Here is a 14,993-nt window from a genome sequence, read left to right on the forward strand (position 1 = left end):
ATGAATAACACAGTATTTATATCATTAGAATTTCCGGGCGTAGACGCCCTTTACGATATTTATTTTATTTAAGCGAAGATATTTTCTTCGCTTTTTTTTTGTGAAAAATTAAAGACATATGTTTACGATTACAGAACTAAGCACAGAGAGAATCAACAGGATAGTAACCGAAGCCCTGGCTTTTGCCAATGGTAAAACGGCTAAAATTGAAGGAGAAGTTTTTTGCTCAAATCTTTTCTTTGAAGACAGTACAAGAACCAAAACGAGTTTTGATATTGCTGAAAGAAAACTAGGTTTGCAGGTGGTTCCTTTTGATGCTTCAAATTCTTCGGTGAACAAAGGAGAAAGTCTTTATGATACGGTGAAAACCATCGAAAGTTTAGGGGTAAATATCGTTGTAATTAGAGATAAGAAAGACAGATATTTTGATGAGCTTAAAAATATCAATATTCCCGTAATCAACGGGGGAGACGGAACGGGAAATCACCCTTCTCAATGTATGCTAGATTTGATGACAATCTACCAAGAATTCGGTAAATTTGAGGGACTTAAAATTGGGATTGTAGGAGATGTAAAACACAGCCGTGTTGCGAATTCTAATGCGGAAGCTTTAAGAAGATTAGGCGCAAAAGTTTACTTTTCAGGCCCTGAACAATGGTTTGACGAAGGAGCTTTAATTAACGGAACTTATCTTTCTGTAGATGAATTAATTGCAGAAGTTGATGTTTTGATGTTATTAAGGATCCAACACGAAAGACATGATTCTAAAATGAGTTTTTCAGCATCAGAATATCATAAAAAATATGGCTTAACGAAAGAAAGAGAAAAAGCCATGAAAAAAGAAGCTATCATTATGCATCCAGCTCCTATCAACAGAGGGGTAGAAATTGATACAGACTTGGTAGAATGTGAACGTTCTAGAGTATTCAAACAAATGCAAAATGGCGTATTCGCAAGAATGGCAATTTTAAAGGAAGCTTTAGAAGCAAAAGGGTACATTTTTAAATAAGAGTCAAGTGAAAAGTTAAACACATTCACAATTCCCCTCCTCTGGAGGGGTGGCGAAAATTCAAAGAATTTTTGACGGGGTGGTTTAAAAATACAAAGTCATCAAAATGAAATAGATGATTTATATAAAATTGAAAATTAAATAATAAAGAGATAAAAGTTTAAAATGAAGAAAAAGTTAATACTGGAGTCCGGTGAAGTGTTTCATGGAGAAGGTTTCGGAGCAGAGTTGGAAACGGCAGGGGAAGTGGTTTTCAATACCGGAATGACAGGGTATCAAGAGCTTATTTCTGACCCATCTTACTGTGGTCAGATTGTGTGTATGACCTATCCATTAATCGGAAACTATGGGATTAATAGAGATGATTATGAGAGTATTGAACCAGCAATTAAAGGTCTTATTGTAAAAGAACTTTGTGATTTGCCATCGAATTTCCGTACTCAAATTACTTTAGATGAATTATTTAAAAAGAAAAACCTTTCAGGAATTTCAGGTATCGACACAAGAAGACTAACAAGGATTCTTCGTAACCACGGTGTTGTGAAAGGTAAAATTGTAAACGTTGATGCTGATGAAAATGCAGTGGTTGCAGAATTAAAATCAACCAACTTCCCAACGAATCAGGTTGAGCAGGTTTCAACAAAAACTCCTTATGCGAACCCAGGAAGAGGTCTTAAAGTTGTACTTGTAGATTTTGGTTCTAAATTAGGAATTATCAGAGAGTTATCTCAAAGAAATTGTGATATTACTGTGGTTTCTCAAGATGTAACAGCAGAAGAAATTTTGTTGATGAATCCAGACGGAGTAATGCTGTCAAACGGTCCTGGAGATCCGGAAGATAACAAACATGCTCTAGAAATGATTAGAGGAATTTTAGGAAAAGTTCCGATCTTCGGAATCTGTTTAGGTCACCAATTGATTGGTTTGGCTTGTGGAGCTAAAACTTTTAAATTGAAATTCGGTCACAGAGGAGGAAATCACCCGGTTTTAGATTTAGAAAAAAACAAAGTGGCAATTACTTCTCAGAACCATGGATACGCAGTAGACCAAGAGAGTTTAAAAAATACAGATTTAGTTGAAACGCATATCGCATTGAACGACAGAACAAACGAAGGTTTCAAACACAAAATTCACCCTTGTTTCTCAGTTCAGTATCACCCGGAAGCAAGTCCAGGTCCAGAAGATGCGAATTATTTATTTGATGAGTTTATCCAGTTAATGGAAGATTTTAAGAAATAGAAACAAGAGCCAAGACGCAAGAATCAAGATTAATAAAAGAACTTATGCATAATTTTGAAAAGTTACTTTTTTGGCAAAAATCTATAATGTTAGCTAAAAATATTTATTTAGCATGTCAAGATATTAGTAATGATGAGAAGTTTGGAATAATTTCTCAAATTAAAAGAAGTGTAGTCTCTATTCCGTCTAATATTGCTGAAGGCTCTGGTAGAAATAGCAACAAAGAATTTAATCATTTTTTAGCAATTGCTTTAGGTTCTGCCTTTGAATTGCAAACCCAACTTATTTTGGTAAAAGAACTAAATCTTTTGTCTCAAGAAAAAGCAAGTGTTTTATTAAATGATATTTCTGAAGTTCAGAAAATGATTTATTCGTTTAAAAATAATTTAAAATAAAAGTCTAGAATCTTGGCTCTTGGCTCTAGAATCTAGATTCTCTAATAAAAGAAAATGGCAAAACGTACAGATATAAAAACAATTTTAGTAATCGGTTCAGGACCTATCATCATTGGTCAGGCGGCAGAATTTGATTACGCAGGAACGCAGGCTTGCTTGTCTTTGAAAGAAGAAGGTTACAAGGTTATTTTGATTAACTCAAACCCTGCAACGATTATGACGGATGTTGAAATCGCAGATAAAGTATATATCGAGCCGATTTCACTTCAGTTTGTAAGTCATATCATCAGAAAAGAGCGTCCAGACGCGCTTTTACCAACTCTTGGTGGTCAAACTGGTTTGAATATGGCGGTAGAATTGGAAAAATCAGGAATTCTTGAAGAATGTAAAGTTGAAGTCTTAGGAACTAAACTTTCAGCCATCAACAGAGCGGAAGACAGAGATTTGTTCCGTGAATTGATGAGAGAATTGAACGAGCCGGTTCCAGAATCAGACATCGTAAACACGGTAGAAGGAGCATTAAATTTTGCTGAAAATATCGGTTATCCTGTAATTGTTCGTCCAGCTTTCACCATGGGTGGAACAGGAGGTGGTATCGCTTCTAACGAGGTTGAATTAAAAGAAATCGCTGAACTTGGTTTAAAACATAGCCCAGTTACACAGTGTTTGATTGAAAAATCAATCGCAGGTTTCAAAGAAATTGAATACGAAGTAATGCGTGATGCAAACGACAACGCCATTGTGGTTTGTAACATGGAAAATATCGATCCAGTTGGAGTTCACACAGGAGATTCAATCGTTGTGGCGCCTTCTCAAACGCTTTCAGACAGAGAATATCAATTGTTGAGAAATGCTTCTTTAAAAATCATCAGAGCTTTAGGAATTGAAGGTGGTTGTAACGTACAGTTGGCTTTAGACCCACATTCATTCGACTATTATATCATCGAGGTAAACCCGAGAGTTTCTCGTTCATCGGCTTTAGCATCAAAAGCAACAGGATATCCGATTGCTAAAATTGCGGCTAAAATTGCGGTAGGTTTAACTTTAGATGAAATCATGAACCCAGTTACAGGTAAAACTTACGCTTGCTTCGAGCCAGCTTTGGATTATGTGGTAACTAAATTCCCAAGATTCCCGTTCGATAAATTCGAAACTGCAGACAGAAGATTATCTACTCAGATGAAAGCAACGGGTGAAGTAATGGCAATCGGAAGAAACTTCGAAGAGTCTTTACAAAAAGCGATTCGTTCTTTGGAAACAGGAATCAGACATATTGGTTTGAAAACGAAACAAGCTGAAGCTTTAACAGCGGAAGAAATCGAAAGAAGAATCAGAGTTTGTGATGACGAAAGATTATTCATCATCGGTGATGCTTTAAGAAGAGGTTACGATTGGGAACAAATTGTAGAATGGAGTAAAATCGATAAATTCTTCATCTGGAAAATCAAAAAATTAATTGATTTCGAAAAAACTATTGCAGATAATAAATTCAACAAAGAAGTTTTATTAGAAGCTAAAAAACTTGGCTTTGCAGATTTAAATATCGCTCACCTTTGGGACGTTTCTCAGAGAGAAGTATTCAATTTCAGAAAAGAAAACGGGGTAATGCCTGTTTACAAAATGGTGGATACTTGTGCAGCAGAATTCGAGTCTGAAACTCCTTATTTCTACGGAACTTATGAAGAAGAAAACGAATCTGTAGTTTCAAACAAAGAAAAAATCATCGTTTTAGGTTCTGGTCCAATCAGAATTGGTCAAGGTGTAGAGTTCGATTACGCAACGGTACACTCAGTTTGGGCAATCAAAGAAATGGGTTACGAAGCGATTATCATCAACAACAACCCTGAAACGGTTTCTACAGACTTCTCAATTTCAGATAAATTATACTTCGAACCTTTAACAGAGGAAGATGTAATGAACATCATCGAATTGGAAAAACCAAAAGGTGTTGTAGTACAGTTTGGCGGACAAACAGCCATCAATTTAGCTGATAAATTGGCTTCTCACGGTGTTGAAATTTTAGGAACTTCTCTGGAAGACCTTGATAGAGCTGAAAACAGAGATAAGTTTGAAAAAGCACTTCAGGAAATGCAGATTCCTCAACCGCTTGGTAAAACTTCTACTTCAAAAGAAGAAGCAATTGCCATTGCCAACGAAATTGGTTACCCGGTTTTGGTTCGTCCAAGTTACGTTTTGGGAGGTAGAGCAATGGAAATTGTTTACTCTGAAACAGAATTGGCGCACTACATGGAATTTGCGGTAGAAGCAAGCCCAGACCAACCGATTTTGGTTGATAAATATATGGTTGGAAAAGAAGTTGAAATCGACGCCATTTGCGACGGTGAAACGGTAATTATTCCTGGGATTATGGAGCATATTGAAAGAGCGGGAGTTCACTCGGGAGATTCAATTGCGGTATATCCTCCACAAAATATTTCTGCAAGCGAAATCGATACTTTGGTAGATTATACGAAGAGATTGGCAAAAGGATTAAACGTAATCGGATTAATGAATATTCAGTACGTTCTTTTTGAAGGAAACGTTTATGTAATCGAGGTAAACCCACGTTCTTCAAGAACAGTTCCTTTCTTATCAAAAATCACGGATGTTCCGATGGCAAACTTGGCTACAAAAGCAATTTTAGGCCAGAAATTAGCAGATTTAGGATACAAAAGCGGTTTAGTTCCAAATAAGGAAGGTGTTTTCGTAAAAGTTCCTGTGTTCTCTTTCTCAAAATTAACGAAAGTTGATATCTCTTTAGGCCCAGAAATGAAATCTACAGGAGAGGTTATGGGTAAAGACACGACTTTAGAAAAAGCATTGTACAAAGGATTGGTTGCTGCAGGAAGAAAAGTTCCGATGCATGGTTCAATCTTATTTACAGTTGCAGATAAACATAAGCAGGAAGCGGCTGATTTGGCAGAAAGATTCCACGAAGTTGGTTTCAGAATCTGGGCAACAGAAGGTACTGCGAAGTTTTTCGAAGAAAAAGGAATTCCTTGTAAAATAGGATACAAAATCGGAGAGGAGAGCGTAAACTTAATCGACTTAATCCAAAAAGGAAAAGTTCAGTACGTTGTAAACACCACTACGAAAGGAAAACAAGCTGAAAGAGACGGTTTCCAAATCAGAAGAATGAGTGTTGAAAACGGCGTACCTTGTTTAACATCAATGGATACAGTTGAAGCAATCTTAAAAGTAATCGAAAGCATGAGTTTCAAAATGGAAACAATGTAATTTTTAGTTACTACATTATAAAAAAGGGCTGTCATGATTTTTTCGTGACAGCCTTTTTATTTTTTCCTATGAATTTTTTTGAGAGCAGAAGTTATGATCATCCCAGATTTAACAAAATTTATCATCCTAAAAAATGATTTCTAAAAGTGATTTTGTAATTTTAGACAAAATTTAAATAAGTGAAAAAGTTACTATTCGCAATTTGCATATCGGCTTCGGCTTTAGGTTTTTCTCAAGATTATTCTGTACCTGCAGCAAGCCCGCGTCAGAAAGTAGAACAGCAGTTTTCAATGTCTAAAATTACCGTAGATTATGGTAGACCAGGCGTAAAAGGACGTAAAATATTTGGAGAATTGGTTCCTTACGGTCAAGTTTGGAGAGCGGGAGCGAATTCGTCAACGAAAATTACTTTTGGGCAATCAGTTAATTTTGGAGGGAAAATTGTACCTGCAGGAACGTACGGTTTATTCATTGTTCCAACAGAAAAAGAATGGAAGGTGATTTTGAATAAAGACTTCCAACAATGGGGCGCTTATACATACGATGCGAAACAAGATGTGGTAGATGTAACCGTTCCTGTAAATAATTTGAAAGAAAAACAAGAGTGGTTTGAAATTACTTTAAATCCTACTGATGAAAATTCTGGAAATCTGGTGATTAAATGGGATACTTTACAAGCTGAAGTGCCTTTGAAACCAGCAAAACAAGAAGCGGTAATTAAAATATCTGAAAAGCTGAAAGAAATCAAAAAGATTGAATCTGAAGCCAACAAAAAAGGTTAAAATGAATTTCTCAATTCAACCTGAATTAGAAAGTGAAAAATATCAATTAATCCCCTTACAGCAAGGGGATTTTGAAGCTCTATACAAAGTTGCTTCCGACCCAAAAGTCTGGGAACAACATCCGAATAAAAACCGTTACGAAAAAGGAGTTTTCGAAAACTTTTTTAGCGGAGCAATAGAAAGTAAAGGAGCTTTTAAAATTGTTTCAAAATCTACTGGAGAAATTCTTGGAAGTACTCGTTTTTACGATTACGATGAAACGAAAAACTCAATTTTTATTGGATATACTTTTTATGGAACTCAAACTTGGGGAAAAGGCGTAAATCCGCAAATTAAAAATATGATGTTGAAGTATATTTTTCAGTTTGTAGATTGTGTTTACTTTCATATTGGTAAAGATAATCTTCGCTCTCAAATTGCTTTAGAAAGATTGGGCGGAAACAAAATTGCCGAAGAGGAAATTGCTTATTTTGGAGAGCCGACAAGAACTAATTTTGTGTACGAAATTAATAAAGTGGATTATATTTAATTAATTTTACAAAGATTTTACGATCATAAATTTATAGTTAAAAAAAAGTCGGAAAAGAGAATGAATTAAACTGTTATGAAAAAATATAAAATACAAAAATCACCTTTCGTTGTCCCAACAACAGACGGGAAATTAATTGAAGAACATTGGGGAAATTCTACAGAAACTCCCAATATTTCTATTGCGCACATGGTTGCTCCGCCTAATTGGAGTGAGCCGCACCAAACACCTGAATTTGATGAATTTACATTAATTATTTCAGGAAAAAAGCAATTTGAAATTGATGGTGAAATCGTTGTTTTGGAACAAGGGCAAAGTATTTTGATTCAAAATGGAGCAAGAATCCGTTACAGCAATCCTTTTGAAGAGCCTTGTGAATATGTAGCGATTTGTCTTCCTGCATTTTCTATGGATTTGGTGAATAGAGAAGAAGAAACAGTATAAAAATGGCGTTACAAATTTGTCCGAAATGTAAAGAAAGTTCTTTTACATGGTTTATAAACGGAAAAACACATATAACAACTTGGAGTTGTTTTAGTTGTGATTACGAAGCAAAAGAAAATGAAGCAGAAGAATGCATCTGCGAACATTGCGAAAAGAAAACTAAAACAAAACTGAAAGATAAAGAAAAAGAATATTGGTGGTGTTCTAATTGTAATACAATCAGTGATTTATAATCGCTTTCAAGTAATTTGAATATTAAATGTAATTTTTCATTAATCGTAAATTTTGAAAGAAATAATTAAATTTTGTTCATTTATAAATCTTTATAATTTGAATTATTTCAGTAAGTTTGCCGCTCAAAAATAATTTAATGAAACGATTTTTATCTTACGGATTAATGCTTGCTTTTACAGTTTCTACAACATCTTGCGCAAGTATTATTACAGGAACGAGCGACAAAATTTCTTTTACATCACAACCAGAAGGTGCTAAAGTTTTCCATAAAGGAATTGAAAAATGTACAACACCTTGCGAAGCAAAAATCTCTAGGTCGTTAAGCAAACAAACGATTACTTTTCAAAAGGAAGGGTATGTTTCTCAAGAGGTTCAGCTTGCTAAAAAATTCAACCCAGTTACTTTGCTAAACATTATTTTGGGTGGCGCTATCGGAGTTGGAATTGATGCTGCAACAGGTTCTTTAACAAAATATTCTCCAAAAGCAGTTACCGCTGAATTGGTAGAAAAGCAATAAAAAAAAGCAGTGATTTTCACTGCTTTTTTAGTTTTATTTCAAAAGTTCTTGCAAAAATAAAAGAGTGTGATTCCAAGCTCTTTTTGCCATTACTTCATTATAATCAGGAGATTCGGGATTGGTAAAAGTATGCTTAGAATTGGCGTACGTTATAATTTGCCAATCTGCTTTTCCATCGTTCATTTCTTTCACCAAATTATTGTAATCTTCTGGCGTTACGCTCTTGTCTTCGGCAGGATTTTCAACTAAAATTTTTGTGGAAATCGCTTCATTCGGTCTGGTTTGGTCTTTTCCAATGCTTCCGTGGATGGAAACAACGCCCAATACAGGAAGTTTTCCTCTTGCAGATTCCAATGCTCCGGTTCCGCCAAAACAATAACCAATAACGGCGATTTTCTCAGGATTTGCTCCGTTTTTCTTCAATTGTTCTAATGCTAAAGAAATTCTCTTTTGATAAGCTTGAAAATCTTTCTTGTAAAAACCCGCTGTTTTTGCTGCAGAAGCATTGTCGGTTGGGATATTTCCTTCGCCATAAATATCTGCAATAAAAGCAATGTAGCCTTGCTTTTCTAAATTTTTTGCTGCTGTTTTTGCTTCTTCGTCGATGCCTTTCCAAGCGGGAAGAATTAATACTCCTGGAAGTTTTTTACCAGCGTTTGAGGTTACCAAACCATTCAGTTTTTGAGCTCCGTCATGGTAAGAAACTTTCTTTAAATTCTGACTGAAAACCGCAGTGGAAGTCAGTAATGTTGCAGTGATAAAAAGTGATTTAATCATTTTAAATATCTGTTTTTTGATTGTGAATCTTTGGCAAATTTAATTAAAACTATGATTCGTTTTTTAAATAAATTCAACTTTAAATAAATATCGTAAATTATTTTATTATAATGATTTATGAATTTTAATTAATGTTTAGATTAAATATTATTCAGGTCTGTAAAATTGATATTGCCCGTTTTCGTAATACGCATAAATATGTTGCAAACCGTTTGTTAAAATAATTTCAGAGGCACCAATAATTGAGTTGTATCTTGCCGTTTGTTCGAAGGTTTTTTCGGTTAATTTAATGTGCGGCGCTTTACATTCAATTAAAATTTTAGGCTGCGTTTTTTCGGTAATTAAAAGGTCTATTCTTTTGGTTAAACCATTCAGAAGGATTTTTTTTTCAGTAATTAAAGCAGAAGCCGAATAAGATTTTACCGTCATATAATAATGTACCCAATGTTGCCTTACCCATTCTTCGGGAGTAAGCAAAAGGTAGGTCTTTCGAACCAAATCATAAATAAAAAACTTATCTTTGTCTTTCTTGAATTTAAAATCAAAAGTTTCCTGAAAATTCAGTTTTGGAAGTTCCATTTATACGATGAAAGAATTAGATTTAATCCTCAAAAATATTAAAAATAAAGAAGTATTACCGATTTATTTTTTCCACGGAGAAGAACCTTACTTTATTGACCTTGCTGTAAAAGCGCTTGAACACGATTTTCTTTCTGAAGACGAAAAAGCCTTCAACCAAACAGTTGTGTACGGAAAAGATACCACTTACCCTGAAATTTTATCTTTAGCAAGACAATTTCCGATGATGGGAGACAAACAAGTGATTATTGTGAAAGAAGCGCAAGATTTGAGGATGGGCGAAGATGAAACCAAAGCGTTCGAAACGTATTGCGAAAACCCAATTCCGTCCACAGTTTTAGTTTTTGCCCACAAACACAAGAAGTTAGACAGTCGCAAAAAGGTCACGAAGCTTTTGGATAAAGGCAAGTTTTTATTTTTGAGTGAAGCGGTAAAAGACTTCAACCTTGCGAAATGGATTGCCGATGAATGCATTAGACTTTCGATAAAAACAGCTCCAAACATTTCCCATCTTCTCGCAGAGTATCTTGGAAACGACCTTTCCAGAATTGCCAACGAACTCGGAAAACTAAAAATGATTCTGAAAGAAGGAGAAGTTTTAGACGGAACTTTAGTAGAAAACCACATCGGAATTTCCAAAGAATACAACGTTTTTGAGTTGCAAAAAGCTCTGGGACAGAAAAATGCAGATGCCGCCATGAAAATTGCTTTTTACATGGGCAAAAACCCTAAAAACAACCCTTTTGTGATGATGTTGGCGAGTTTGTACAATTATTTTTCGAACATTATTATTTACAACACAATGGCGGGACAATCGCCGCAAACTATTGCTTCGCAAATGGGTATCAATCCTTATTTTGTGAAAGATTTTGCCGAAGCTGCGAGATTTTATCCCCTAAAACACGCCACAAGAGTGATTTCTATTTTACGCGAATTCGACATGAAAGGAAAAGGTTTAGGCGCTGTAAACATGGATGATGCAGAGCTGATTCGAGAGTTGGTCTACAAAATTATTAATGTGGATAAGATTAAAATGAAGGTGTAAAAGTGGATAGTGAGTTGCCAATTTTGGTTTGCAAGTAATTTTTTTATTATGGCGACAAATTCCGCCCTCCATTCCCGCTTTTTTGCTCCGCTTCGCTGCACAAAAAGAGCTCCATTCAGGTCGGGTCGCAAAGTAGATTCCAAAACAAAAGTATTATTGAAAACCTACATAACGAATATTGACAACTATCATTAAATTTCTTTCAATAAAACATATAAAATTACGAAATTAGCATCTTTGAAATAGATAAATAAATTTATGGAACAAAATATTTTAGATTGTGTGATCATCGGATCAGGACCTTCAGGTTTCACGGCAGCAATATACGCAGCAAGAGCAGATTTAAAACCTGAATTATACACTGGTCTTGAACCGGGCGGACAATTAACTACCACTACTGAAGTTGATAATTTCCCAGGATATCCTGCAGGAATTACAGGGCCAGAAATGATGATGGACCTTCAGAAACAAGCAGAAAGATTCGATACAAAAGTTCATTACGAAATGATTACTAAAGTTGAGTTTTCTAAAGAAGTAGGCGGTGTTCATAAATTATATGCAGGAAATAAGGAGATTTTTGCTAAATCAGTGATTATTTCTACCGGAGCAACGGCAAAATATCTTGGTCTTGATGACGAGAAAAAATACAATGGAGGAGGGGTTTCTGCATGTGCTACCTGCGACGGATTTTTCTACAGAGGAAAAGATGTTGTAGTTGTAGGAGCGGGAGATACAGCAGCTGAAGAAGCAACTTATCTTGCTAAATTGGTGAATAAAGTAACGATGTTGGTAAGAAAAGGCGAGTTCAGAGCTTCAAAAGCAATGGTTCACCGTGTAGAAAATACTCCGAATATTGAAGTGAAATTTCACCACGAATTAATCGGTATTGAAGGCGAAAACAACTTAGTAGAAAGAGCAGTGGTAATCAACAACCAAACTCAAGAAAAATCTACAGTTGATGTTCACGGTATTTTCATTGCAATCGGTCACAAACCCAATACAGATATTTTTGTAGGACAAATCGATTTAGATGAAAACGGATATATCGTAACAGAAAAAGGTTCTTCTAGAACCAATTTACCAGGAGTTTTTGCTGCAGGTGATGTGCAGGATCATATCTACAGACAGGCAATTACAGCTGCAGGAAGCGGTTGTATGGCAGCAATGGATGCCGAAAAATATTTGGCAGAATTACATTAATATCAATTTAAAATATAGAACGCACCGAAAGGTGCGTTTCTTTTTATGAGAAATTTAGTCTACATTTTCCTTGGGGGTGGAGTAGGAAGCGTTTTGCGCTATCTTATCTCGATGTATACGCAAAAACTGGTTAAGATTGGAAGTTTTCCTCTTGGAACGCTTTTAGTAAATGTTTTGGGATGTTTTATGATTGGTTTTTTTACGTCTTATTTCATGAAGAGTGATAATTATCTAAAATATTTTCTTATCACAGGTCTTTGCGGTGGTTTTACCACATTTTCGACATTCAGTATAGAAAATTACTCACTTTGGGAAAACCAACAATTTGCAACTTTAATTTTATACATCGTTTTTAGTATTTTGCTAGGATTCATCGCTGTTTTTGGCGGAATGAAGATTCAAAATATAATGTAAAGAAAAATAAATCGTCTGATTTTGAATTGATTATTAATTTTGAATAAAATTTACCTTAAAAATGTTTTGGGAAAAGAAAAAAACGCTCTATATTTGCACCACTGAAAACGAGAGATCGTAGCAAGTAAGGAGAGTTGGCAGAGTGGTCGATTGCGGCAGTCTTGAAAACTGTTGACTGTAACAGGTCCGGGGGTTCGAATCCCTCACTCTCCGCCAGTTGGGAAACCAAAATAATCTAAAACGCTGTAAACAATATGTTTACAGCGTTTTTTGTTTTTGATATAGTGTCTAAATATATCAAAATATATCAAAATAAAAGTGACCTATTTAATGACCTATTTGAAAATAGTAAAACAGGTCACTAAAATTTCTGGAAAACCCGACTAATAGGCTGTTTAAGGATTGCACATCTTGCAAAAAGTGGTAACAAAAAGTAATTTATTAATCATTTAAAGTTGTCACAAAATGAGCAAAACATTCAACCTATTATTCTTTATAAAAAATGTGTTTTTTTACTTGTTTTTTGTTATAGAATATATTAACAGATACTTTTATTATTTTCAAGTTCACTTGCATAATTAAAAGTTGATTTTTGATAGCGAGGCAAATATTTTGACAATGATTTTATTGTAAGTGAAAGAGCTTCTCTAAATTCGTTTTTTGAAGAGAGAGATAAAGCAAGAAATATATCAACAGCATCATCTAATTCATCAGAATAACTCAGCTTTTCATTTCTTAATATTTTAATACTTTCATCTATTTTTCCGTTATTTCTCAAAGTACTTGCGAGTTGAATGTTTGCTCTTCGTCTTCTTAATCCTTCAAGTCCTTCTTTAATTGCTTCTCTATAAAGAGGTTCAGCTTTTATTTCATTTCCAGTTGAGTCAAAAGCACACGCTCTTTCAAATGAGATTATGGCTTTTTGAGTTGATTCGCTTAATTTATTAGTGTGTTCAAAAATTGAATTTATAAACTGTTTGTCTGGAACTGTTCCAATTAATTCCCAAATTTCTTCCAACTCAAGTTCCCAAGTTTGATTGTTTTCCATCATTTATACAGATTGTTTTATAATATTTCTGCTAACCAAAAACTTCCGACGAAGCGAAGGGAAGAATTGATTGAAACCTAACAAAGTGGTTCGACGAAGTCAAAGATCAGTTTTCAACCAACTGAAGCCAATGCTTTTTCGGTGAAGTGAAATTACAAATAAAATACGGAATTGAAAAGCAGTGGCGGCGAAGAATATTCAAATTTTGACTCTGTCGAACCACTTCGTTAGGTTTCAATTTGAGTATTTTGGTTGCTGAGCTTGTCGAAGTAAAGTCCGCTTTTGCTAATACACTCTTTACTTTGTAGTCATAAAAATAATGATAAAATAAATACCTTTAATAACTCTATCCTTAGGTGAACTAGCTAATACACCAGACATAAGGTTTAACGAACATATTAGTCCTAAGTATAGAAAAAGGTTGAGTCCGCTTAAAATAGAATATTAGATGAGAACTATTAAAGATTTTAAAGAACCCAACCCATTTAAAATAGAGCGTAAAACTATGAAAAAAAGCAAAACTTACAAAAATTATTTAGGTATCGATGTTTCGAAAAAGACGTTAGATTATTGTCTGTTGAATCAAGATGGAGACAGACTTTCCCACGGCAAAATACAGAACGAACAGAAAAGCATTCAGAAGTTCATTAATGAATTAAAAGAAGCCGAAGAAACACTGATTATCTTTGAAAACACAGGAATTTACAGTGCAATATTAAGTTTTGTACTGAGCGAATTGGGTTTATGCTACAGTGAAGTACCTTCCTTGGAAATCAAGCGTTCACAAGGGATAACAAGAGGCCAAACGGATCGATTGGATTGTTTTCAGATAGCGTGTTATGGCGTTAGAAACTGGGATAAAATTCAGTTAAGTACCTTTCCAGCGGAATGTTATCAGAAACTGCAGCTATTGTTTGCGGAGCGTGAAAAATTAGTATCCAGCATCAAAACCTTTTCCAGAACAGGTGAATGCGAAACGTTTTACAGTTCAGAAGTAACAAAAACATTGATGAAAATCAACAAAAAGACCATAAAACAGCTTCAAAAGCAATTAGAATTAGTGACAGAGGAAATCAGTGTGTTAATCCGCAGTAACGAGGAATTAAAGCAACAACAGGAGCTTTTGAAGACTATTCCGGGAGTGGGTGAGATGGTTTCTATGTATTTGCTTTTGGTAACAAAGGGATTTACGAGATTTAAAACTTGGCGAAAATTCGCCTGTTATAGTGGAGTAGCTCCGTTTGAACACAGTTCAGGAACGTCGGTGAGAGGCAAAACCAGAGTGAGTCCGTTTGCGGATAAAAAGATGAAATCGTTGCTTCATTTAAGCATTTTAACAGCGATAAAATACGACAAAGAATTAGCACTATATTACGAGCGTAAGAAGGCAGAAGGTAAACATAGTTTAGTAGTTCTCAATGTTTTGAAATGCAAGATGTTGAGTCGGATATTTTCTGTCATTCAACGCAAAACACCTTATGTAAAAACGATGCAATATGCCGCTTAAAAAAAGTGTTTTTTTACTTGTTTTTTGTCATAGAATA

At 34.9% G+C, this 14,993-nt stretch carries 16 protein-coding genes and 1 tRNA gene; 14 read left to right on the plus strand and 3 right to left on the minus strand.

Annotated elements, in window-relative coordinates; translation table 11 throughout:
- The first annotated feature begins 118 nt into the window (after nucleotides 1-118).
- From AC2A1D_RS06575 to AC2A1D_RS06615, 9 genes are all read left to right on the plus strand, one after another.
- Nucleotides 119-1,009 carry an aspartate carbamoyltransferase catalytic subunit gene (locus AC2A1D_RS06575; protein WP_484042835.1) on the plus strand — a complete coding sequence of 297 codons (891 nt, stop codon included), beginning with the start codon at nucleotides 119-121 and terminating at the stop codon, nucleotides 1,007-1,009.
- Nucleotides 1,010-1,174: 165 nt separating this feature from the next.
- Nucleotides 1,175-2,248: a carbamoyl phosphate synthase small subunit gene (locus AC2A1D_RS06580; RefSeq protein ID WP_484042836.1), complete on the plus strand. Its 1,074-nt coding sequence runs from the start codon at nucleotides 1,175-1,177 to the stop codon at nucleotides 2,246-2,248.
- 44 nt (nucleotides 2,249-2,292) lie between these two features.
- Nucleotides 2,293-2,643 carry a four helix bundle protein gene (locus AC2A1D_RS06585; protein WP_484042837.1) on the plus strand — a complete coding sequence of 117 codons (351 nt, stop codon included), beginning with the start codon at nucleotides 2,293-2,295 and terminating at the stop codon, nucleotides 2,641-2,643.
- A 54-nt stretch (nucleotides 2,644-2,697) separates the two neighbouring features.
- Nucleotides 2,698-5,880 carry a carbamoyl-phosphate synthase large subunit gene (gene carB, locus AC2A1D_RS06590; protein WP_484042838.1) on the plus strand — a complete coding sequence of 1,061 codons (3,183 nt, stop codon included), beginning with the start codon at nucleotides 2,698-2,700 and terminating at the stop codon, nucleotides 5,878-5,880.
- Between the two features lie 179 nt (nucleotides 5,881-6,059).
- Nucleotides 6,060-6,662 (plus strand): DUF2911 domain-containing protein, encoded by a 603-nt coding sequence (locus AC2A1D_RS06595; RefSeq protein ID WP_484042839.1) that lies wholly within the window; start codon nucleotides 6,060-6,062, stop codon nucleotides 6,660-6,662.
- Between the two features lies 1 nt (nucleotide 6,663).
- Complete coding sequence (locus AC2A1D_RS06600) at nucleotides 6,664-7,191, plus strand: GNAT family N-acetyltransferase (protein WP_484042840.1); 528 nt, start codon at nucleotides 6,664-6,666, stop codon at nucleotides 7,189-7,191.
- Nucleotides 7,192-7,266: 75 nt separating this feature from the next.
- A complete protein-coding gene (locus AC2A1D_RS06605) occupies nucleotides 7,267-7,635 on the plus strand; it encodes a cupin domain-containing protein (protein WP_484042841.1) in 369 nt (122 codons plus the stop codon).
- A 2-nt stretch (nucleotides 7,636-7,637) separates the two neighbouring features.
- On the plus strand, nucleotides 7,638-7,868 hold the full coding sequence (locus tag AC2A1D_RS06610; RefSeq protein ID WP_484042842.1) for a hypothetical protein: 231 nt from the start codon (nucleotides 7,638-7,640) through the stop codon (nucleotides 7,866-7,868).
- A gap of 137 nt (nucleotides 7,869-8,005) precedes the next feature.
- On the plus strand, nucleotides 8,006-8,386 hold the full coding sequence (locus AC2A1D_RS06615) for a hypothetical protein (RefSeq protein ID WP_484042843.1): 381 nt from the start codon (nucleotides 8,006-8,008) through the stop codon (nucleotides 8,384-8,386).
- A gap of 33 nt (nucleotides 8,387-8,419) precedes the next feature.
- On the opposite strand, the gene AC2A1D_RS06620 is transcribed toward AC2A1D_RS06615, so the two are convergent.
- Both AC2A1D_RS06620 and AC2A1D_RS06625 read right to left on the minus strand, forming a co-directional pair.
- On the minus strand, nucleotides 8,420-9,163 hold the full coding sequence (locus AC2A1D_RS06620) for a dienelactone hydrolase family protein (RefSeq protein WP_484042844.1): 744 nt from the start codon (nucleotides 9,161-9,163) through the stop codon (nucleotides 8,420-8,422).
- Between the two features lie 147 nt (nucleotides 9,164-9,310).
- On the minus strand, nucleotides 9,311-9,742 hold the full coding sequence (locus AC2A1D_RS06625) for a type I restriction enzyme HsdR N-terminal domain-containing protein (protein ID WP_484042845.1): 432 nt from the start codon (nucleotides 9,740-9,742) through the stop codon (nucleotides 9,311-9,313).
- A 7-nt stretch (nucleotides 9,743-9,749) separates the two neighbouring features.
- Here AC2A1D_RS06625 and holA point away from each other — a divergent pair, with 7 nt between their 5' ends.
- The 4 genes from holA to AC2A1D_RS06645 all read left to right on the plus strand — a co-directional run bounded on the left by holA (nucleotide 9,750) and on the right by AC2A1D_RS06645 (nucleotide 12,617).
- Nucleotides 9,750-10,787 carry a DNA polymerase III subunit delta gene (gene holA, locus AC2A1D_RS06630; protein ID WP_484042846.1) on the plus strand — a complete coding sequence of 346 codons (1,038 nt, stop codon included), beginning with the start codon at nucleotides 9,750-9,752 and terminating at the stop codon, nucleotides 10,785-10,787.
- A 258-nt stretch (nucleotides 10,788-11,045) separates the two neighbouring features.
- A complete protein-coding gene (gene trxB, locus AC2A1D_RS06635) occupies nucleotides 11,046-11,987 on the plus strand; it encodes a thioredoxin-disulfide reductase (RefSeq protein ID WP_484042847.1) in 942 nt (313 codons plus the stop codon).
- A gap of 45 nt (nucleotides 11,988-12,032) precedes the next feature.
- Nucleotides 12,033-12,401, plus strand: a complete 369-nt coding sequence (gene crcB, locus AC2A1D_RS06640; RefSeq protein ID WP_484042848.1) for a fluoride efflux transporter CrcB — start codon at nucleotides 12,033-12,035, stop codon at nucleotides 12,399-12,401.
- Nucleotides 12,402-12,529: 128 nt separating this feature from the next.
- Nucleotides 12,530-12,617: transfer RNA gene (locus tag AC2A1D_RS06645), tRNA-Ser, on the plus strand.
- A 322-nt stretch (nucleotides 12,618-12,939) separates the two neighbouring features.
- On the opposite strand, the gene AC2A1D_RS06650 is transcribed toward AC2A1D_RS06645, so the two are convergent.
- Nucleotides 12,940-13,452, minus strand: coding sequence for a tetratricopeptide repeat protein (locus AC2A1D_RS06650; protein ID WP_484042849.1), 513 nt, complete (start codon nucleotides 13,450-13,452; stop codon nucleotides 12,940-12,942).
- 445 nt (nucleotides 13,453-13,897) lie between these two features.
- On the opposite strand from AC2A1D_RS06650, the gene AC2A1D_RS06655 reads away from it, so the two are divergent.
- Complete coding sequence (locus AC2A1D_RS06655; RefSeq protein WP_484042850.1) at nucleotides 13,898-14,956, plus strand: IS110 family RNA-guided transposase; 1,059 nt, start codon at nucleotides 13,898-13,900, stop codon at nucleotides 14,954-14,956.
- Nucleotides 14,957-14,993 lie beyond the last annotated feature (37 nt).

The sequence above is a fragment of the Chryseobacterium sp. HNCC26DJ239 genome, from assembly GCF_057180445.1.

Coding starts and splice junctions, on each gene's coding strand:
- AC2A1D_RS06610 (WP_484042842.1), top strand. CDS start 7,638: ATGGCGTTACAAATTTGTCCGAAATGTAAAGAAAGTTCTTTTACATGG.
- AC2A1D_RS06650 (WP_484042849.1), bottom strand. CDS start 13,452: ATGATGGAAAACAATCAAACTTGGGAACTTGAGTTGGAAGAAATTTGG.
- holA (WP_484042846.1), top strand. CDS start 9,750: ATGAAAGAATTAGATTTAATCCTCAAAAATATTAAAAATAAAGAAGTA.
- AC2A1D_RS06625 (WP_484042845.1), bottom strand. CDS start 9,742: ATGGAACTTCCAAAACTGAATTTTCAGGAAACTTTTGATTTTAAATTC.
- crcB (WP_484042848.1), top strand. CDS start 12,033: ATGAGAAATTTAGTCTACATTTTCCTTGGGGGTGGAGTAGGAAGCGTT.
- trxB (WP_484042847.1), top strand. CDS start 11,046: ATGGAACAAAATATTTTAGATTGTGTGATCATCGGATCAGGACCTTCA.
- AC2A1D_RS06615 (WP_484042843.1), top strand. CDS start 8,006: ATGAAACGATTTTTATCTTACGGATTAATGCTTGCTTTTACAGTTTCT.
- AC2A1D_RS06585 (WP_484042837.1), top strand. CDS start 2,293: ATGCATAATTTTGAAAAGTTACTTTTTTGGCAAAAATCTATAATGTTA.
- AC2A1D_RS06655 (WP_484042850.1), top strand. CDS start 13,898: ATGAGAACTATTAAAGATTTTAAAGAACCCAACCCATTTAAAATAGAG.
- carB (WP_484042838.1), top strand. CDS start 2,698: ATGGCAAAACGTACAGATATAAAAACAATTTTAGTAATCGGTTCAGGA.
- AC2A1D_RS06605 (WP_484042841.1), top strand. CDS start 7,267: ATGAAAAAATATAAAATACAAAAATCACCTTTCGTTGTCCCAACAACA.
- AC2A1D_RS06575 (WP_484042835.1), top strand. CDS start 119: ATGTTTACGATTACAGAACTAAGCACAGAGAGAATCAACAGGATAGTA.
- AC2A1D_RS06580 (WP_484042836.1), top strand. CDS start 1,175: ATGAAGAAAAAGTTAATACTGGAGTCCGGTGAAGTGTTTCATGGAGAA.
- AC2A1D_RS06620 (WP_484042844.1), bottom strand. CDS start 9,163: ATGATTAAATCACTTTTTATCACTGCAACATTACTGACTTCCACTGCG.
- AC2A1D_RS06600 (WP_484042840.1), top strand. CDS start 6,664: ATGAATTTCTCAATTCAACCTGAATTAGAAAGTGAAAAATATCAATTA.